Genomic DNA, 18,422 nt, shown 5'->3' on the forward strand with positions numbered 1-18,422 from the left:
TGATCGCTCATTTGAAGTTCCTTGCCTCGATGGATATAGGGGAGAAAAGGAGGCCCCAGAGTGGCGCCATCACCATCAATTTGGCTAACCAGGTGGTCGGACTCCGCCTTTCCACTTTACCCACTGCCCATCTCGAAAGTTTGGTCATCCGCTTAATACCCCAACAGAATATCCTTCCTCTAGAACAGTTATCCTTATTTCCAAACACCGTTCAAAAATTGATTGCACTCCTGAAGCATTCCCATGGCATGCTCATATTTACCGGCCCGACCGGCAGTGGGAAAACCACGACTTTATATTCCCTGCTTCACCACGCCCATGAGATGATCAATCGAAATATCATTACACTTGAAGACCCCATTGAAAATGTATCCGAAAAGGTATTGCAAGTCCAAATCAATGAAAAGGCGGGCATTACGTATTCCGTCGGCCTAAAAGCTGTTCTGAGGCATGACCCGGACGTGATCATGGTTGGGGAAGTCAGGGATGCAGAAACTGCCAAAATCGCAGTCCGTGCCGCATTAACCGGTCATTTGATACTAACGACCATGCATACGAGGGATGCCCAGGGTGCCATCTCCAGATTACTGGAATTTGGTGTCAGCTTACTTGAGGTTGAACAGACTTTGATTGGCGTGACAGCGCAGCGGCTGGTTGAATTGCGATGTCTTACGTGTAAAGGGGACTGTGCTTTAGCTTGCAAAATGACTGCGAGGAATAAAAGGGCAAGTGTATATGAATTGCTATATGGAAAAAGTCTGGCTGAAGTTCTCCGGATAATGGGAGATGAAAAAGGAAAGGCAACGGTCAGCTACCGCCAATTAAAGGATGAAATCGGAAAAGCGGTTGCGATGGGCTATGTGGATGCTCAGGAATATGAACGGCTGGTATACCATGAAACCAAAAAGTAAATGGAAGGTAAAAGAGCAGGCGGTCTTTATTTCGAAGCTAGGTGAATTATTGAATCATGGTTATCCTTTGGCGGAAGCTTTACATTTTCTTGAATTTCAGGAATCAAAGAAAAAAGCGGAAGACTTCACTCAGGCTATAGCCGATTTAAGGAACGGCTACCCGTTGCACATGGTGCTGACCCATCTTAATTTTCATCCGCAGCTTGTAAGTTATATATTTTATGGAGAGCAATATGGCGACCTGGAACGGTCGTTGAAAGAAGGAGGGCGATATTGGAAGAAAAGAATCGAGGATATGGATAAAGTAAAAAAGTTAATGATGTATCCCGTATTCTTAGTCGTTTTTGTAAGCATCGTTTTTTATATTCTTCAGAGTGTTCTCCTTCCCAAATTCCAGACCATCTATTTCACCATGGATGTCGAGCAGCATATCCTCTTAAGATTAATGTCAGCCTCCACGTTCATTCTTCCAGCACTCCCCTTCTTATTACTCGGATTGCTCCTATTCTTGTATGCACTCAAACGGTTTTGGTTCAATGGATTATGCCCATTAAGGCAGCGAAGGATATTGATGGGAATTCCGATATTCGGGACGTTCATCAAATTATACGAAACTTATTTTTTTGCAAGCCAATTCAGTGGCTTGCTTTCCGGAGGGCTGTCGATTAACGATAGCATCAAATTATTCTCGATAAATCAACAGCAGCCTTTTTACCAAAAACTTTGCAATATCATCAAAGATGATCTGATCGAGGGCAGATCACTTGAAATGATTTTTCGGGAGCTCCCATATTTTGATGGGAATTTACCGGTGGTCGCTGCAAATGGTCAAAAATACGGCAGACTTGATGCCGAGTTACTTCATTACAGTCGTTTTATACTGGAGAAAATTGAAGAGAGAATGAATGCAATCTTGAAAATCATTCAGCCTTTAATGTTTTCACTGATAGGTCTTTTGATCGTGTCCATTTATTTGGCGGTTTTGCTGCCGATGTTCTCACTGCTCGAAGGTTTATAGGATTTCATTTTTGTATTCCGGAGGTGAAAATGCCCGAAGGTCATCTGGTATTCAGATGCTTCAGGAGCATGATGATATGTTGAAGAAAGTGATGAATGAACGTGGTTTTACACTAATTGAAATGCTTATTGTTTTACTGGTGATATCCATCCTTTTGATTATAACAATCCCCAATATCACGAAAAACCAATCCACAATCCAGTCTAAAGGATGTGAAGCTTTCGTGAAGATGGCCCAAGCACAGGTGCAGGCTTATGAAATCGATAATGCTAAATTGCCCGGAAGTATCGATGAATTGGAAAGTCAAGGCTATCTCAAACAGACTTCCTGCCCAAATGGGGATGAAATTAGTTTGGATAGTAAAGGAAAGATAACGGTCGTTGAGTAGGAGAGAAGTGAATATACGGCATTCCGATGGTGGGTACACACTATCTGAAACCCTTATTGTCCTCGCTATTTTTGTACTCCTTATTTCCATCGGTCCTAATTTATATCCCAGCTTCACTAAAGGAATGGAAAATAGGCTATTTCTTTCTCAATTCCATGAAGATCTTTTCTATGCTCAACAATATGCCATCAGTCATGAGAGCTTGATTTACCTCCACATTGATAATACCAAAAAGGTTTATACCGTTTCGTCTTATAAGGAGGGGATCGTTTTAGAGAGAAGCATACCAGAGGATATACAGTTTTTAAGCGGCACTTTGGGGTACAGCTTCCATTTTAATCAATATGGAAATGCTTCCAAAGCCGGAACGATTATGATTGACACGTCAAAGGGAAAGTACAAACTAGTGCTCAATATCGGTAAAGGGAGGTTCCGGATTGAGAAATTGTAAAGGGTACGTCTACCTTGAACTGATGGCTGCATTTTCCGTTTGTATATTACTGGTCCTTGCCATTTTACCAATGCTTGAAGAGGTATTGACGCAACGGAAAGATATTTCCGTAAGGACAGAAGCCCACCATTTATTATATGAAAGGTTGACGGCGTTCATGGATGGGGAGATTCAGGCAGTTGGTCAGGAGATCATTTACAAAAAAAGAAGCTTTGAATTGGTTTGGAAGGACCATGGGGATTTCCCGGGAATGATTGAAGGGTGTGTACGCTATGAAGATGAAACGGGTAATTGGGAATCCATTTGTGATGCTGCAAAAAAATGATGGCTTTACGATGATCGAATTGCTTTTTTCTTTATTGATTTTAATGACGACGTCGCTTTTTGTTCTGCAGCTCTTCTCAATCATTCACACCCAGATGAGGTCCGTTGATAAATTGCATCCTAAAGAGTGGGAGGTCTTTACCATGCAAATGAAGCAGGAGGTCCGGAGTTCCAAAGCTCAAGATGTAATGGGAAACAAATTATATTTGCTTTCAGGTGAACAATTATCATCGCTGGAACAATATGAAGATAAGGTACGAAGACGAGTGGATGGTATGGGGCATGAGGTCATCTTGCAGAACATTTCGGAATTCCGGGTCGATAAGGATGGAAGTGTCATTGTTATAAATATAACGGATAAAGCAGGGACTACTTTCAGTCGAAGATTTCATCCCTTCTTTAGGAATGATACGAAAGTCGATGAATAATCAAAAAGGAGTCGTTTTCCCGATGGTCATGATTGTAGCGAGTGTTTTCATCATGTTCACGATACTAATGATCGACCAGTTTATCATTGATAAAAAGTTTTATAAAGAAGTGGAAGAGTCGCTTGTGGCCGACCATCTTGTCCATCTAGCCATCAAGGATGTGACGGCAGAGTGGGGCGAAGAAATCCCGAAAATCATCCAAGGGGAAAAATCATATCCCAATGGTGTGGTGCGATATTCCTTAATGAAGCAAGAAGGTCCTTACGTCTATATCGAGTTTTCTTCCAAAACTAAAAATGATCGAGAGGGAAGGGTCATCATTCAATACGATAAAGAAGCGGGGGAAGTGAAAGAATGGTTGGAGAAGCAAGCTGTGTAATACCAAAACGACAGGTTCACGTGTTCAGGGAGCAAGGGAAGGAATAAAAAAAGCGTAAACCGGACATACTTTGCGTAGGGTGATGATTTTATATGTCTACAAACGCTTATATTAAATATCTGACGCAGCAGCTTGTCGAGTATTTCAATCTGACGAAAAAAGAACGAAAAGAAAAACGCCGTCACAGAAAAGAGGATAAAAACCATGGTATGTCCCATTGGTTTGGCATTGTCCCTTTTGCTTTGTCGATGTTTGTAAGGAAAACGATCAAAAAGTAAAACAGATGTCCTGAACTTTGGACATCTGTTTTTTTGTTCTTCACTTATCCCAACGCCCTATCTGAAAGGTAAAATAATCCTCCGTTGATGATGGATATTCTGATGTTGGGTTCATATTGTGCTTTTAGTGCTTCTTTTTCGGTATAATAGCTCTCACTTTTTTCGTCCATATCCTTGTAAAAATGCTCCAATAAATTCAAGTCATTCTGCCAGCGCAGCATTGCCTCCTCCGCCCAGGAATGGTCATCATCCTCGAAACTGGTTCTGATGTATGTATCCAGTCTTGCCAATCCACTCTTGGGCATGATCAGAGGTGAAAGCGTAAAGGAGTAATCCGGTATTTTCGGGGTGACGTTAATCGGTAAAACCCGATGGTGAAACCCTTCCATTATTTCACCCGAGATTAAATTCAATCCGATTGACATGAAAGTATCTTTTTTGCGGTCGCATTGATACGATATTTTCACATTCAAGGTCAGCCAAGGAAACAAAGGATTATTTCTGCCTTTTGATGGAGGCGTATTCTCAAAAAGTCTAGTATACCCTGCCAGCTTTTTGGTTGATTGAATAATCTGGTGAAGGCGAGGGGAGCCAAAATGAATCATTTCTCCCTTTAAATCGGATGGAGCTTGTTCTGGGTCGGTAATGAAAGTAATCTGTGCCGGGTTCGGAACACCTCCTGTTTTTTCTAGATAATGCCAATAAAAGGGTCTGTTCATTAATTCCTTATCCATTTCAATCGTCAATTGCACTGTAAGGTGGGTTGGTGCATTATCCAGTATTTCACAATCGTTGGCTTTAAAGAAAGTGATTAAAAAATCATGAATTTCCCGTTGCTGCATGAACCTCACCTTCCTTCATTGATTGAGCGAATTGGATCAATGATGAAAAATTATCCATCTTGATTTTCATTTCGCCCTCTGTTTTGGACTCGCCGACCACATCAATTAAATATTCTTCAATGTTGTTAATATCCAGTTTGGTTAGAATATCATCCAATTCACCGATTACTTTTTCAAATAAATTTATTTTTTCGTATAGTAACTTCAGTATATGTTCTTCAACTGTATTTTTCGTGGCAAAGTTATAAATCATCACATCTTCTTCCTGACCAAGGCGGTGGATCCGTCCAATTCTCTGTTCAAGCCTCATTGGGTTCCATGGCAGGTCAAAATTAATCAAGTGATGGCAAAACTGAAGGTTTATCCCTTCCCCGCCAGCTTCTGTTGCGATTAATACCTGAATATTCTTTTGGAATAATTCTCGCATCCAGTCTTTCTTTCCGCGCTTAAAACCGCCCCGGAAAGGAACAGAAGAAATTCCATTCTGCTGTAGGTACCATTGGAGATATAGTTGAGTCGCCCTATATTCCGTAAAGATAATTACTTTGTCATCAATTTTCTTGATCAGTTCCAAAGCTTTTTCAGCCTTTGAGTTCTGGACCGTTTCATTCACTTTAGTAAATAAATCATCAAGCTTTGCCAAAAAATCAGGGGAAGGCTGATCGTATTTATCTCTCATATTCTTTAATGTATAAAAGACAGCCTCTCTGCTGCTGCATGCTTCCCTTTGGAGAGTGAGAGCCGAAAAGGCGCTTCCTTTTGATCCATCCGAAATTGGCTTGAATTTGGAAACAGCATCATACAATGCTTGTTCCGTTGGAGAAAATTCAATGGTGATGGTTTCCACATGCCGTTTTGTCCATTCAATGCCAGTATCGGCCCGCCGGTTTCGAATCATGACAGTGTTGACCAGTTCCTTTAGGTGTTCATCTTCAATTATGTTCCGGCCTTTCCCTTTATACTTTTCCGAAAAGAGTGAAGCATTTCCCAAGTGGCCCGGTTTCAATAACGAAACGAGGTGGAATATCTCCTCGACTTTATTTTGAATCGGAGTGGCTGTCAGGAGTAAACAAAATTTCTTTTTCAGATTTTGGACGAATTCATAGTTCTTCGTCTTATTATTTTTAAGTTTATGAGCTTCATCAATAATGATGAAGTCATATTCCTGAGTAAAGATGATATCTCGATGTGGAGCGCGTTTCGCTGTATCAATGGATGAAATGACCACATCACAGGAGTCCCAGACATAACTTTTTCTCTGAACGACTGCCGGAATATGAAACTTGGTATTCAATTCAAATGCCCATTGTGTGACAAGGGAAGCCGGAACAAGGATCAATACTTTTTTTACAAGTCCCCTAATCATATACTCTTTTAGGATCAAGCCTGCTTCAATTGTTTTTCCCAGCCCTACCTCATCAGCCAAAATGGCTTTTCCATTCATCTTTTCCACTACTTGCTTCGCCGCTTCCAATTGATGGGGAAGCGGGGTTAACTGAGGAAGGTGCTTGGGCGCCTGTAAACCTTCAAAATCAGGGATGATAAGGTTTTCCTCCATTTGAACCGCCAACTTATAAAGCTCCCAATTTCCCCATGGACCGTCATTTTCCATCTTTTGCAGAAACTCGTCATTCCATTCAGAATTGAAGGATATATTGATTTTCATAGAAATAACTCCCTCTTAAATCATAATTTCCTTAATATAAGGTCAAAACCCGAACATTTCATATGTGAAGTAAGATAAATATTTCTCTTCAAAAGTTATTGCAGAGATAAGTTTCTTAGGGTAGGATATAAGTATATTTAGAAAATTCCAATTTCCAAACGCTGCAAAGAATGTTTGTACATCGATTTTGCAGTTCGCGTTTTCTTAGTATGGGCTATATGCTCCTAATTTATCCAAGATTACCGAGGAGATCAGTTAAACGGTTTCTGAAGTTTTAGGAGAATTGGCAGAGAATGCATTCCATTTATGTTCAAAGGTTTTACCGATGCTGGGGGCTTATTCGCTTCCTTTCAATGGTAGACCATTTATATGCGGGTGAAGATAAGGGGAGAGACTACGGATGTAGCGCCGAAGGAGCAAACTTAGCAGTGAATCTCTCAGGCAAAAGAACTCTTATTGGACGCAACTCTGGAGAGCGCCGCCCGTTATGGGACGCGGCCACCAAAGGGGAAAACCTATTACATAGGTAAACTTTCAGGTTTCAGGACAGAGAAAAAGCTCAAACGGGCTTTCTCTGTCCTTTTTTGTGCTTTTTTCACATCATGAATCAGGATGTATCTGATGCGTAATGACAAGAAGCTTTTGATAATGAAGCCAATTAATCTTTAAAAAAATCTGAAGGGGGTCATTTTTTGACCAATTTAAAAAGAACACCACTATTTGAGGTTTATCGTGAATACGGAGGTAAAACGATTGATTTTGGCGGCTGGGAACTTCCTGTCCAATTTTCGGGTATAAAGGATGAACATGAAGCCGTACGGACAAAAGCGGGGTTATTCGATGTTTCCCATATGGGGGAAGTCGATGTTAAGGGGCCTGGGAGCCTTTCCTTTTTACAGAAGATGCTGACCAATGATATATCAAAGCTGCAACAGGGCGGTGCCCAATATACCGCCATGTGTTATGAAAACGGAGGCACGGTTGATGATCTTATCGTGTATAAAAGGGCTGAGGACGACTATCTGCTCGTGGTCAATGCAGCGAATACAGAAAAAGATTTCAATTGGCTGCAAGCAAATTTAACGGAAGATGCCCAAATTACGAATGTATCAAGTGACTATACACAGCTGGCACTTCAAGGACCAGCTGCAGAGAAGATATTACAAAAACTATCGGGAAGTACTGACTTAAGTGAAATTGGATTTTTCAGGTTCAAGGATCATGTCATGATTAACGGTATCTCCACGCTGGTATCCCGTACTGGATACACTGGTGAAGATGGTTTTGAGATATATAGCGACAGTAAAAATGGCCCTGCCCTTTGGAAGGCGATTATGGATGCCGGTAAGGAAGAGGGGGTTCAGCCGATTGGTTTAGGTGCTCGTGATACCCTGCGTTTTGAAGCGAAACTGCCGCTGTATGGGCAGGAGCTTTCAGCGGACATCACCCCGATAGAAGCCGGGATTGGTTTTGCAGTAAAAGTGGATAAGGAAGTTGATTTTTTCGGGAAAGCCGTTCTTGCTGAACAAAAGGAGAAAGGGGCTCCCCGAAAGCTTGTGGGAATTGAAATGATTGACCGTGGCATTCCACGTCATGGGTATAAGGTCTACAGCGGTGATGAAGTCATTGGCGAGGTCACGACTGGTACCCAATCGCCAACATTGAAGAAAAACGTTGGATTGGTACTTATCGATAAGGAATTTTCGGTTCTGGATGCGGAAGTCGTAGTGGAAATCCGTTCCAAACGTTTGAAAGCCGTTATAATACAAACACCTTTTTATAAAAAACCACGTAAATAGAGGGGAATGGTCATTAGATGAAACATCGTTATTTACCCATGACAGAGCAAGATAAACAAGAAATGCTGGAAGCGATAGGGGTATCCACTGCTGAAGAACTTTTCAAAGATATCCCTGAAAGCGTTCGTTTTCAAGGAGAATACGATATCAAGCCTGCTAAATCGGAACCTGCATTAATGAAAGAATTATCAAGGCTTGCTGCAAAGAATGCGGACCTTAAAAATTATGCTTCCTTCCTTGGTGCGGGTGTCTATGACCATTACGCCCCGGTCATCGTCGATCATGTTCTTTCCCGTTCTGAGTTTTATACGGCTTATACACCGTATCAGCCTGAAATTTCACAGGGCGAGCTTCAAGCAATCTTTGAATATCAAACGATGATATGTGAATTGACGGGCATGGATGTGGCTAACTCCTCCATGTATGACGGCGGGACGGCGCTGGCTGAAGCAGCGATGCTTGCTTCAGGTCAGACAAGGAGGAAGAAGATTCTCATTTCAGGAACCGTTCATCCTGAATCAAGAGAAGTTGTGAAGACATATGCGAAAGGGCAACGCGTGGAAGTGATCGAAATTCCTCATGAAGGCGGTGTGACTGACTTAGCTGCTTTAAGGGAATTGGCGAATGATGACATTGCAGGAGTGATCGTGCAATATCCGAACTTTTTTGGCCGGATCGAGCCATTGAAAGAAATGGAAGAAATCATTCATGGCGTCAAGTCCATGTTTATCGTTTCCAGTAATCCGCTTGCATTGGGAGCTTTGACATCCCCTGGTGCACTCGGTGCAGATATCGTAACGGGGGATGCTCAGCCATTCGGCATTCCAGCGGCATTCGGTGGACCTCATTGTGGATATTTTGCGGTTACCAATAAATTTGTACGGAAAGTTCCGGGCAGACTCGTCGGTCAGACGGTTGATGAGAATGGAAAAAGAGGGTTTGTACTGACGCTTCAAGCTCGTGAACAGCACATTCGCCGTGACAAAGCCACATCCAACATATGTTCCAATCAAGCTTTGAATGCCTTGGCAGCTTCTGTTGCAATGACCGCGCTTGGGAAAAAGGGTGTCAAAGAAATGGCCGTGCAAAATATTCAAAAAGCACATTATGCGAAAAAAGCAATTATGGCAAAAGGGGTGGAAGTGATATTCGACGGTCCTTCGTTTAATGAATTTGTCATTAAACTGCCTGCTCCATTTTCAGAAATCAATAAAAACCTTTTTGAAAAAGGGATGATCGGCGGCTTCGATTTAGGTACGGTTTATCCTGAATTGAAAGACCATATGCTGGTTGCGGTAACTGAACTAAGAACAAAAGAAGAAATTGATGCACTTGCGCAGGAATTGGGGGATCAACATGAATAATCAAGATCAATCACTCATTTTTGAAATCAGTACTTCCGGCCGGATCGGGTACAGTCTGCCAGAAATGGATGTTGCAACTATTCCGCTCGAAGAAATTCTTCCTGCCGACTACATCCGTGAAGAAGAGGCAAAGCTTCCTGAGGTGTCCGAACTGGATATCATGCGTCACTATACTGCACTTTCCAAACGGAATCATGGGGTGGATTCGGGCTTTTATCCACTGGGTTCATGCACCATGAAATATAATCCGAAAATAAATGAAAATGTGGCACGCTTCAACGGTTTTGCCCATATCCATCCATATCAAGATCCCGCTACTGTACAAGGAGCATTGGGACTATTATTTGATTTGCAGGAACACTTAACGGAAATCACCGGGATGGACCAAGTGACATTACAGCCTGCAGCAGGTGCCCACGGAGAATGGACAGGATTGATGATGATTCGCGCTTTTCACGAAGCGAATGGAGATACAGAACGGACGAAAGTGATTGTACCTGATTCGGCCCATGGTACGAATCCTGCCTCTGCCACTGTTGCCGGACTAGAAACGATTACAGTTAAGTCCGATGAAAATGGGTTAGTCGACCTTGAAGATTTAAAACGTGTTGTCGGACCTGATACGGCGGCCTTGATGCTGACGAACCCCAATACATTGGGATTGTTTGAAGAAAATATTTTGGAAATGGCACAACTTGTCCATGACTCAGGTGGGAAGCTTTATTATGATGGAGCCAATCTGAATGCAGTCCTATCAAAAGCACGACCGGGTGACATGGGCTTTGATGTGGTTCATTTAAATCTCCATAAAACATTCACAGGCCCGCATGGAGGCGGCGGCCCGGGTTCTGGTCCTGTAGGTGTGAAGTCCGACTTGATTCCTTACTTGCCTAAACCTCTTATAGTCAAGCAAGGTGAGCAATTCGTCCTTGATTATGATCGTCCGCAATCCATCGGCAGGGTAAAACCATATTATGGTAATTTCGGAATAAACGTGAGGGCATATACGTACATCCGTTCAATGGGTCCTGATGGCCTTAAAGCCGTCACAGAGAACGCGGTCATCAATGCCAATTATATGATGCGCAAGTTGGAACCTTATTTTGACTTACCATATAATCGTCATTGTAAGCATGAATTCGTATTAAGCGGACGCCGGCAAAAGAAATTGGGGGTAAGGACTCTCGATATAGCTAAAAGATTGCTGGATTTCGGGTATCATCCTCCAACCATTTACTTCCCGTTGAACGTGGAAGAAGGAATGATGATAGAACCGACTGAAACCGAGTCAAAAGAAACGCTGGATGCGTTCATCGATGCGATGATCCAGATTGCCAAGGAAGCGGAAGAAACTCCGGAAATCGTTCAGGAAGCTCCGCATACAACCGTTATAAAGCGGCTTGATGAAACTCTTGCTGCCAGAAAACCCGTTTTGCGTTATCAAGCCTAGATTAGTAGCTTACACGAAAAAAATCCCTGCCTTCCGGCGGGGATTTTTCATGTTTATGTAAGATTCCATTAAAGTCCAACAGTTGACTTTCTTTTACTTGAGCTATGGAATTAAAAAGAGCCCATGCCGAGATGGGGTCTTATTTCTTTGCTTTGATTTTCCCGGTCCACATCTTGAAACCGCCCTTTAAGTGAAAAAGTTCCCTGTAGCCCTTTTTGTATAGCATGGCTGCAGCTCTGCCGCTGATGATTTCGCTTTGAGCATACAAATATACAGGCTTGTCCGGCCTAATTTCGACCAAGCGGGTTTTCATTTGAGTCATAGGGATGTTTCTTGCGCCTAAGATATGACCATTTTCGAAATCATTCGGTTCCCGCACATCGATTAGCTGCACTTTTCTGTAGTTGGCGATAAATTCGTCCTGTGTTAGTGTTTTAACGATTTTACGCTGGCGGTACCAATTAAAAAGTGAATACGCAATAACCACTCCTAGGATGATGAGCAGTGTATATAATATTTCCAAACATAAAAACTCCCTTCTACCTTAACGAATACAGACAATCTTTATTATATAATTGCTTTACCCAATAATCAAAAAGTATTTTCATCAAATTCTTCATGACTTGATAGCACTTTCTTTTTTAGAGTGTTAAAGTCTGTTAAACTACTACATGTGAGTTTTTTGTGGGGGATTGAAAAACGTCTATCGAAACGAGGGGTAAGGATGACTAAAGAAAAATGGGGTTTTATAGATTCGGGGTATTGTTCACCGGCTTTTAATATGGCGCTGGACGAAGCCCTGTTAAACTGGCAAAGCAAAGGGGAAATTCCGCCGATCATACGCTTTTACGGCTGGGATCCAGCGACATTGTCGATCGGTTATTTTCAAAAGGCAGAAGCGGAGATCGATCTGGAAGAGGTCAAAAGGCAGGGCCTTGGTTTTGTTCGCAGGCCGACAGGGGGACGAGCGGTACTGCACGAACATGAATTGACTTATAGTGTAATCGTTCCAGAATCCTATCCGGGAATGCCAACCACCGTTACTGAAGCTTATCGTGTCATTTCTGAAGGTATATTGATGGGGTTCAGGAATCTTGGATTGGATGCTTATTTTGCCGTGCCTCGAAGCGAACAGGAAAAAGCGGCTTTAAAATCGCCCAGGTCTTCCGTCTGCTTTGATGCACCTAGCTGGTATGAACTGGTCGTTGAGGGCAGGAAGGTCGCTGGCAGCGCTCAAACCAGGCAAAAAGGCGTCATCCTTCAGCACGGGTCCATTTTGCTTGAGCTTGATGATGATAAGCTCTTTAGCGTATTTAAATTCTCAAATGACAGGGTTAAAGAGAGAATGCAAAAAAACTTAAAAAACAAAGCTGTGGCCATGAATGACATTGCCGGGAGAAAGATAACCATCCCTGAAGCGAAAGAAGCTTTCGAAAAAGGTTTTGCCGAAGGACTTTCGGTCGATTTAGAGCCATATGTCCTCACCGAAAAGCAATTGCTGGAAGTGAAGGCCATTGCAGAAAGCAAATACGAAAGCGATGAATGGAATTTCATGAGATAGAGGAAGCATAATTAGAGTGGATAATAAAAAGTTTTTTCAGATTTGTTTGACCGAATAACACATCCCTTGCAGGGATAAGCCCTAAAAGGGATGGGGAAAAAGCAAGGTCCAAATTAATTGAAATCTGATGAAAAATTATTGTAAATCGACATTTTCCTCCCTTTTGCTAACTATATTAATTGATTTAACGTTTGACAAAATTAAAAGTTATTCAAAACAAACACAATATATAGTAGTTGAAATATTTAATGCGACACTATATGTTGATTTTTGAGTTTCGCTATGATAGATTTAGGGTACTTGTTAAGCGAAACGGACATGTAAGGCTACATAAGGATTTTTGCGGCAGCAAGAACGGATCATGAAACATATAAAGGAGAGGGAATTATGTCGGTTGTAATAAAAGAAGCTTTAAAGGTTGATCTAGAAAGGTTGAATAAGGATATTTCTTTATTTCCCCAGGTTCACCCTGTAACTGCTGATATGAAAATGGCGCATAAGGGAGTGTCCCGTCTAGTCATGCTTGACCGCTATTCTTTTAAGGATACTGAAAAAATCACACTCTCGGCAGGCGATTTCGTCGTGTTGACGATTAAGGAAGATCCGAAATTCCCGGCAAGGGGTCTCGGTTACATCGTTGAAATTGATTGGGAAACCAAAAAAGCCAAGGTATTGGTGGATGAAGAATTCCGTGGCGTATTGGATAATCCGGAAGAAGTCGAGACGGGAATTGTAAACCGTCCGTTGGATATAATCGAAAAGCCGCTTGAAATATACTATGAACAAATTGCGAAACGTAATGCAACGGGATTGGCATCAGTGGAAACCACGGAAGAAAAAAGAACGGAATGGTTCAATAAATTCTATGAAGAATTAAAGAACCTTAATTTCGTCCCGGCAGGCCGAGTATTATACGGTGCAGGTTCCAATACGGATGTTACTTATTTCAACTGCTATGTAATGCCATTCGTACCGGATTCACGTGAAGGTATTTCAGAACACAGGAAACAAGTGATGGAAATCATGAGCCGCGGCGGCGGAGTGGGTACGAACGGATCGACACTGCGTCCAAGAAACACTCTGGCAAAAGGGGTAAATGGAAAATCCTCGGGTTCAGTGTCATGGCTTGACGATATTGCAAAACTGACGCATCTTGTTGAACAGGGCGGCAGCAGACGAGGCGCGCAAATGATCATGCTTGCTGATTGGCATCCCGATATTGCAGAGTTCATCATTTCCAAAATGCAAAATCCAAGGATCTTGCGTTACCTAGTGGAAAACACTAAAGATGAAGCCATCAAGAAATATGCGACGGATAAATTGAAATTCACGCCGCACACGGAACAGGAAACGGCTATGTATCAAGGGATCATCAATTATAAGGAGATTCCTGGCCAAGGCGGGTTCAGCGAGAAAATCATTAGGGATGCAGAGGAAAAGATCCGTACAGGCGGAACGTACAGTGTTCATAATTCGGATTTCCTGACTGGAGCCAATATCTCTATTTGCCTGACTAAGGAATTTATGGAAGCGGCTGAACAAGATGCGGAATATGAATTGCGTTTTCCTGATGTTGAAAGCTATAATGCCGAAGAAATGGCCATTTACAATGAAGAATGGCATAATGTCGGTGATGTTCGCGAATGGGAGAAAATGGGTCATAAAGTCCGTGTTTACCGTAAAATTCGGGCTAAAGAGCTTTGGAACTTAATAAACATTTGTGCAACATATTCTGCTGAACCAGGTATTTTCTTTATCGATAATGCTAATGAAATGACGAATGCCAAAGCATACGGTCAACAGGTCGTAGCCACGAACCCTTGTGGAGAACAGCCATTGGCCCCATATTCAGTATGTAACCTTGCGGCTGTCAATCTGGCTGAAATGGCTGATAAAGAAAGCAAAACGGTTAATTTCGAGAAACTTAAGCAGACAGTTGAAGTCGGTGTGCGCATGCAGGACAATGTCATTGACGCAACTCCTTATTTCTTGGATGAAAACAAAAAACAAGCACTGGGCGAGCGACGGGTTGGACTTGGTGTAATGGGTCTGCATGACCTGTTGATCTACTGTGAAACGGAATATGGCTCTGAAGAAGGAAATATCCTGGTTGACAAGGTGTTTGAAACGATTGCGACCACAGCTTACAGGGCTTCAGTGGAACTTGCTAAAGAAAAAGGCAGTTTCCCGTTCCTGATCGGGTCAACGGACAAAGAAACCAATGAGCTTAGAACACGTTTCACACAAACCGGATTTATGGAAAAAATGCCGGAAGATATCAGGGAAAGTGTTGCTGCACATGGTATCCGTAACTCTCATTTATTGACAGTGGCTCCTACGGGAAGTACAGGAACGATGGTTGGGGTATCAACAGGTCTTGAACCGTATTTCTCCTTCACTTATTTCCGCAGCGGCCGTCTTGGTAAATTCATTGAAGTTAAGGCTGACATTGTACAGGAATACTTGGATCGCCATCCAGAAGCCGATACAGAAGAGCTTCCAAAATGGTTCATTTCCGCTATGGAATTAGCTCCAGAAGCACATGCTGATGTTCAATGCATCATTCAACGCTGGATTGACAGCTCGATCAGCAAGACGGTCAATGCTCCAAAAGGATATACTGTCGAACAAGTTGAAAAGGTATATGAACGTCTATACAAAGGCGGAGCAAAAGGCGGAACGGTATATGTGGATGGCAGCCGTGACAGTCAGGTCCTTACGCTCAAAGCGGAAGAAAACCAAATGGACGAGCAGCTTGAAATGGATGAATTGACAGATGTGGAAGAAAAGAAAAAAGTTGTATTGGTCGATACGATAAATGAGCTGCGTTCGACGAATGTTACAATTGGTTCGGAAGTGGGCAACACTTGCCCCGTATGCCGTAAGGGTGAAGTTCAGGAAATGGGCGGATGCAATACGTGCACGAATTGCGGAGCGCAATTGAAATGCGGGCTATAAGCTGATGCAAAGGAAGTCGTTAAGTATGCTGCAAAGCTATCTTAACGGCTTTTTTTTTAGAGTCATTAATCCAGGGCAGTGACAGTCTGTTCAATTAAATACCAATAAAGAAGACCGAATCATCGTAAATTCGGTCTTCTTTTCACGTTCAATCAACCATTTTCATTTTGCTGCCCTATTTCCTTTTCGGCTAGATATTGGTTGCCATCTTTCAATACCGAAAATTCATCGACCGAGTCTCCCGGTATATTCCTCGGATTTGGAAATTTATTATCTGTTTGAACGGTGATCGTTTGTTTTCCCATTCCATTTGTCAAGAAGTCTCGTTTATTAGCCATATCGCATCTCCTTCATTTTGAATTTCCAAGTAAAAACAATCATGAGGATAAAAGAATAAAGAAAAACTATCCTTATGAATTAGATTGTGTAGTTCGATTGAAAGTATGAACAAATCGAAAAAAGAATGGAGATCGAAATGAAACCATTTATGCCACAGTTAGTATATATCGAGCCGAGGGCATTGGAATACCCGCTTGGCCGGGAATTGAAGAAGAAATTCGAAGATTTGAACATTGAAATCCGTGAGACCACATCGCATAACCAAATTAGGGATCTTCCTGGAGAAAATGATCTGCAAAAATATCGTGTCGCCAAATCGACACTCGTGGTAGGAATCAGAAAAACATTGAAATTCGATTCTTCAAAGCCATCTGCTGAATATGCCATCCCTCTTGCTACAGGGTGCATGGGGCATTGTCACTATTGTTATTTACAGACGACACTCGGATCAAAGCCATATATTCGGACATATGTTAATCTTGACGAGATTTTCGAGGCAGCCGAAAAATATATAAATGAGAGAAAGCCTGAAATTACCCGTTTTGAGGCAGCCTGTACATCGGATATCGTCGGAATTGATCATTTGACACATTCGTTAAAAAGGGCCATAGAGTATTTTGGGAAAAGTGAATATGGGGTTCTTAGGTTCGTCACTAAATTCCATCATGTCGATCATCTGTTGGATGCTGAACATAATGGAAAAACGAGATTTCGCTTCAGTATAAATTCACGTTATGTGATAAAGAATTTCGAACCCGGGACTTCGAGCTTCGAAGAACGGATGGAAGCGGCACGTAAAGTGGCAGGTGCCGGATATCCCCTGGGTTTTATCGTAGCTCCAATATACCGTCATGAAGCATGGAAGGAGGGATACCATGAATTATTCGAACGGTTGAGTGAGGCCTTAAAAGGGGTGGATATTCCTGACTTGACTTTCGAATTAATCCAGCATCGGTTCACTGGTCCAGCAAAAAAAGTGATTCAAAAAAACTATCCGAAAACAAAATTGGAACTGGACGAAACGAAGCGTAAATATAAATGGGGCCGATATGGAATTGGTAAATATGTTTATCAAAACGAGGAAGCGGCAGAACTGGAAACGACCATTCGTGGGTATATAGCGGAATTCTTCCCGAAAGCGGAAATTCAGTATTTTACCTGAATCAAGGCCATTTTCTTTTTAAAACTGTCATAAATCGCTCTAATCCTGCTTAGAAATGTAAAGACCGGATTAGGGGAGGGCAGCTATGATTATTGACGGCGTTTTTTCCGGAGGCGGGATTAAAGGCTATGGTTTAGTGGGAGCCCTGCAGGAATTAGAAGAAAAGGGATTTGTATTCCATCGAACAGCAGGTACGAGTGCAGGATCCATAATTGCAGCATTCGTAGCGGCTGGGTACACGGGAAAAGAAATGGAAAAGTTTTTTCTTGATATAGATTTAAGCGGCCTGCTGGATAAAAGGCGTGGTCTTTTGCCTATCCCATTTGCTAAATGGCTTCTTTTATACTGGAAACTGGGCCTTTATAAAGGCAACGCCTTGGAAGCATGGGTCGCCGGTAAACTTGCCGAAAGGAATGTAGTCACCTTTAAGGATGTTCGGCCGAAATCACTCCGTATCATAACCTCTGACATTTCAAATGGGAAATTGGTCGTACTGCCTGATGATTTGCCTAATTATGGAATAGACCCGAGTGCTTTTCCAGTGGCAAAGGCAGTAAGAATGAGTTGCAGCATTCCTTATTTCTTTGAGCCAGTCAAACTTAATGTCGGAAAAAGCAAGTTCCTTTTTGTTGATGGAGGTGTGTTAAGCAATTTTCCAATGTGGTTATTCAATTCAGATCATGTTAGAAAGGAAAGACCGGTCATAGGCTTGCGGTTAAGCGTCGATGAGATATGGAAACCGCATGAGGTGGATAATGCGGTCGAATTGTTCTCCGCACTATTCAAAACGATGAAGGATGCCCATGATGCACGGTATATTTCCAAGAAACACGTCCATAATATTGTATTCATCCCGATGAAGGGAATTTCTGCAATGGATTTTAATCTGGATGATGAAAAAAAGGGTGAATTGATCAATAAAGGCAGGCAATGTACGAAAGAATTCCTTAAAAAATGGACTTATTGATGTTAAATAAAAAAATCGGGCTCTTAAAAAGAAGCCCGATTCAGTTTGTAGACAAAAGGGGTTCGGAATTAAAAAATTCTGAACCCCTGAAATTCCCTTTGAATTTTCACCTAAAGTTTAGAGATTGGGGCTCTACG

At 42.1% G+C, this 18,422-nt stretch carries 19 protein-coding genes and 2 riboswitches; of the genes, 15 read left to right on the forward strand and 4 right to left on the reverse strand.

The window, feature by feature from the left end:
• The 8 genes from comGA to ADA55_RS24150 all read left to right on the forward strand — a co-directional run.
• Positions 1-911 (forward strand): competence type IV pilus ATPase ComGA (gene comGA / locus ADA55_RS24115; RefSeq protein ID WP_048688286.1); only part of this gene is annotated, 911 nt, incomplete at its 5' end.
• Positions 877-1,929: a competence type IV pilus assembly protein ComGB gene (comGB, locus tag ADA55_RS24120; protein WP_048688290.1), complete on the forward strand. Its 1,053-nt coding sequence runs from the start codon at positions 877-879 to the stop codon at positions 1,927-1,929. The genes comGA and comGB, both read left to right, overlap by 35 nt.
• A gap of 76 nt (positions 1,930-2,005) precedes the next feature.
• Positions 2,006-2,317 (forward strand): competence type IV pilus major pilin ComGC, encoded by a 312-nt coding sequence (gene comGC, locus ADA55_RS24125; protein ID WP_048688337.1) that lies wholly within the window; start codon positions 2,006-2,008, stop codon positions 2,315-2,317.
• A 7-nt stretch (positions 2,318-2,324) separates the two neighbouring features.
• Positions 2,325-2,768: a competence type IV pilus minor pilin ComGD gene (gene comGD / locus ADA55_RS24130; protein ID WP_048688291.1), complete on the forward strand. Its 444-nt coding sequence runs from the start codon at positions 2,325-2,327 to the stop codon at positions 2,766-2,768.
• Positions 2,755-3,093, forward strand: a complete 339-nt coding sequence (locus tag ADA55_RS24135) for a hypothetical protein (protein WP_048688295.1) — start codon at positions 2,755-2,757, stop codon at positions 3,091-3,093. The genes comGD and ADA55_RS24135 overlap by 14 nt, the downstream gene beginning before the upstream one ends.
• Positions 3,041-3,520, forward strand: coding sequence for a competence type IV pilus minor pilin ComGF (gene comGF, locus ADA55_RS24140; RefSeq protein WP_081088666.1), 480 nt, complete (start codon positions 3,041-3,043; stop codon positions 3,518-3,520). Before ADA55_RS24135 ends, comGF begins: the two co-directional genes overlap by 53 nt.
• The gene (gene comGG, locus ADA55_RS24145) at positions 3,513-3,899 is read left to right on the forward strand and encodes a competence type IV pilus minor pilin ComGG (RefSeq protein WP_048688300.1); all 387 of its coding nucleotides are present in this window, start codon (positions 3,513-3,515) and stop codon (positions 3,897-3,899) included. The genes comGF and comGG overlap by 8 nt, the downstream gene beginning before the upstream one ends.
• Positions 3,900-3,991: 92 nt before the next feature.
• Positions 3,992-4,177: a YqzE family protein gene (locus ADA55_RS24150; RefSeq protein ID WP_048688303.1), complete on the forward strand. Its 186-nt coding sequence runs from the start codon at positions 3,992-3,994 to the stop codon at positions 4,175-4,177.
• Between the two features lie 44 nt (positions 4,178-4,221).
• Here the strand turns inward: ADA55_RS24150 and ADA55_RS24155 are convergent, their stop codons facing one another.
• Both ADA55_RS24155 and ADA55_RS24160 read right to left on the reverse strand, forming a co-directional pair.
• Complete coding sequence (locus ADA55_RS24155; protein ID WP_048688306.1) at positions 4,222-5,019, reverse strand: YqhG family protein; 798 nt, start codon at positions 5,017-5,019, stop codon at positions 4,222-4,224.
• Positions 4,997-6,685, reverse strand: a complete 1,689-nt coding sequence (locus tag ADA55_RS24160; protein ID WP_034308367.1) for a DEAD/DEAH box helicase — start codon at positions 6,683-6,685, stop codon at positions 4,997-4,999. Before ADA55_RS24160 ends, ADA55_RS24155 begins: the two co-directional genes overlap by 23 nt.
• A 375-nt stretch (positions 6,686-7,060) precedes the next feature.
• Positions 7,061-7,148: riboswitch (glycine riboswitch) on the forward strand.
• Positions 7,149-7,151: 3 nt separating this feature from the next.
• Positions 7,152-7,237: riboswitch (glycine riboswitch) on the forward strand.
• 140 nt (positions 7,238-7,377) lie between these two features.
• On the opposite strand from ADA55_RS24160, the gene gcvT reads away from it, so the two are divergent.
• Genes gcvT through gcvPB form a run of 3 tightly spaced genes read left to right on the forward strand, consistent with a single transcriptional unit; the run spans position 7,378 to position 11,298 of the window.
• Complete coding sequence (gene gcvT / locus ADA55_RS24170) at positions 7,378-8,484, forward strand: glycine cleavage system aminomethyltransferase GcvT (protein ID WP_048688312.1); 1,107 nt, start codon at positions 7,378-7,380, stop codon at positions 8,482-8,484.
• 17 nt (positions 8,485-8,501) lie between these two features.
• Positions 8,502-9,848, forward strand: a complete 1,347-nt coding sequence (gcvPA, locus tag ADA55_RS24175; RefSeq protein ID WP_048688316.1) for an aminomethyl-transferring glycine dehydrogenase subunit GcvPA — start codon at positions 8,502-8,504, stop codon at positions 9,846-9,848.
• Entirely contained in the window at positions 9,841-11,298 is a 1,458-nt protein-coding gene (gcvPB, locus tag ADA55_RS24180; protein ID WP_048688320.1) for an aminomethyl-transferring glycine dehydrogenase subunit GcvPB, read from the forward strand. The genes gcvPA and gcvPB overlap by 8 nt, the downstream gene beginning before the upstream one ends.
• 139 nt (positions 11,299-11,437) lie before the next feature.
• Here the strand turns inward: gcvPB and ADA55_RS24185 are convergent, their stop codons facing one another.
• Complete coding sequence (locus ADA55_RS24185) at positions 11,438-11,821, reverse strand: rhodanese-like domain-containing protein (protein ID WP_034308355.1); 384 nt, start codon at positions 11,819-11,821, stop codon at positions 11,438-11,440.
• 201 nt (positions 11,822-12,022) lie between these two features.
• Between ADA55_RS24185 and ADA55_RS24190 the strand changes: the two genes are divergently transcribed.
• The gene (locus ADA55_RS24190) at positions 12,023-12,859 is read left to right on the forward strand and encodes a lipoate--protein ligase family protein (RefSeq protein WP_048688324.1); all 837 of its coding nucleotides are present in this window, start codon (positions 12,023-12,025) and stop codon (positions 12,857-12,859) included.
• A gap of 387 nt (positions 12,860-13,246) precedes the next feature.
• Positions 13,247-15,817, forward strand: coding sequence for a vitamin B12-dependent ribonucleotide reductase (locus ADA55_RS24195; RefSeq protein ID WP_048688328.1), 2,571 nt, complete (start codon positions 13,247-13,249; stop codon positions 15,815-15,817).
• A 152-nt stretch (positions 15,818-15,969) separates the two neighbouring features.
• Here ADA55_RS24195 and ADA55_RS24200 read toward each other — a convergent pair whose 3' ends face one another.
• Entirely contained in the window at positions 15,970-16,155 is a 186-nt protein-coding gene (locus ADA55_RS24200) for a hypothetical protein (RefSeq protein ID WP_048688331.1), read from the reverse strand.
• A 137-nt stretch (positions 16,156-16,292) separates the two neighbouring features.
• On the opposite strand from ADA55_RS24200, the gene splB reads away from it, so the two are divergent.
• Positions 16,293-17,318, forward strand: coding sequence for a spore photoproduct lyase (splB, locus tag ADA55_RS24205; protein WP_034308346.1), 1,026 nt, complete (start codon positions 16,293-16,295; stop codon positions 17,316-17,318).
• Between the two features lie 85 nt (positions 17,319-17,403).
• Complete coding sequence (locus ADA55_RS24210; protein WP_048688334.1) at positions 17,404-18,285, forward strand: patatin-like phospholipase family protein; 882 nt, start codon at positions 17,404-17,406, stop codon at positions 18,283-18,285.
• Positions 18,286-18,422 lie beyond the last annotated feature (137 nt).

The sequence above is a fragment of the Bacillus sp. 220_BSPC genome (genome assembly GCF_001054655.1).
Classification (GTDB): domain Bacteria; phylum Bacillota; class Bacilli; order Bacillales; family DSM-1321; genus Peribacillus; species Peribacillus frigoritolerans.

Coding starts and splice junctions, on each gene's coding strand:
- comGB (WP_048688290.1), top strand. CDS start 877: ATGAACGGCTGGTATACCATGAAACCAAAAAGTAAATGGAAGGTAAAA.
- comGC (WP_048688337.1), top strand. CDS start 2,006: ATGTTGAAGAAAGTGATGAATGAACGTGGTTTTACACTAATTGAAATG.
- comGF (WP_081088666.1), top strand. CDS start 3,041: ATGAAGATGAAACGGGTAATTGGGAATCCATTTGTGATGCTGCAAAAA.
- comGG (WP_048688300.1), top strand. CDS start 3,513: ATGAATAATCAAAAAGGAGTCGTTTTCCCGATGGTCATGATTGTAGCG.
- ADA55_RS24150 (WP_048688303.1), top strand. CDS start 3,992: ATGTCTACAAACGCTTATATTAAATATCTGACGCAGCAGCTTGTCGAG.
- ADA55_RS24155 (WP_048688306.1), bottom strand. CDS start 5,019: ATGCAGCAACGGGAAATTCATGATTTTTTAATCACTTTCTTTAAAGCC.
- ADA55_RS24160 (WP_034308367.1), bottom strand. CDS start 6,685: ATGAAAATCAATATATCCTTCAATTCTGAATGGAATGACGAGTTTCTG.
- gcvPA (WP_048688316.1), top strand. CDS start 8,502: ATGAAACATCGTTATTTACCCATGACAGAGCAAGATAAACAAGAAATG.
- gcvPB (WP_048688320.1), top strand. CDS start 9,841: ATGAATAATCAAGATCAATCACTCATTTTTGAAATCAGTACTTCCGGC.
- ADA55_RS24190 (WP_048688324.1), top strand. CDS start 12,023: ATGACTAAAGAAAAATGGGGTTTTATAGATTCGGGGTATTGTTCACCG.
- ADA55_RS24195 (WP_048688328.1), top strand. CDS start 13,247: ATGTCGGTTGTAATAAAAGAAGCTTTAAAGGTTGATCTAGAAAGGTTG.
- ADA55_RS24200 (WP_048688331.1), bottom strand. CDS start 16,155: ATGGCTAATAAACGAGACTTCTTGACAAATGGAATGGGAAAACAAACG.
- splB (WP_034308346.1), top strand. CDS start 16,293: ATGAAACCATTTATGCCACAGTTAGTATATATCGAGCCGAGGGCATTG.
- ADA55_RS24210 (WP_048688334.1), top strand. CDS start 17,404: ATGATTATTGACGGCGTTTTTTCCGGAGGCGGGATTAAAGGCTATGGT.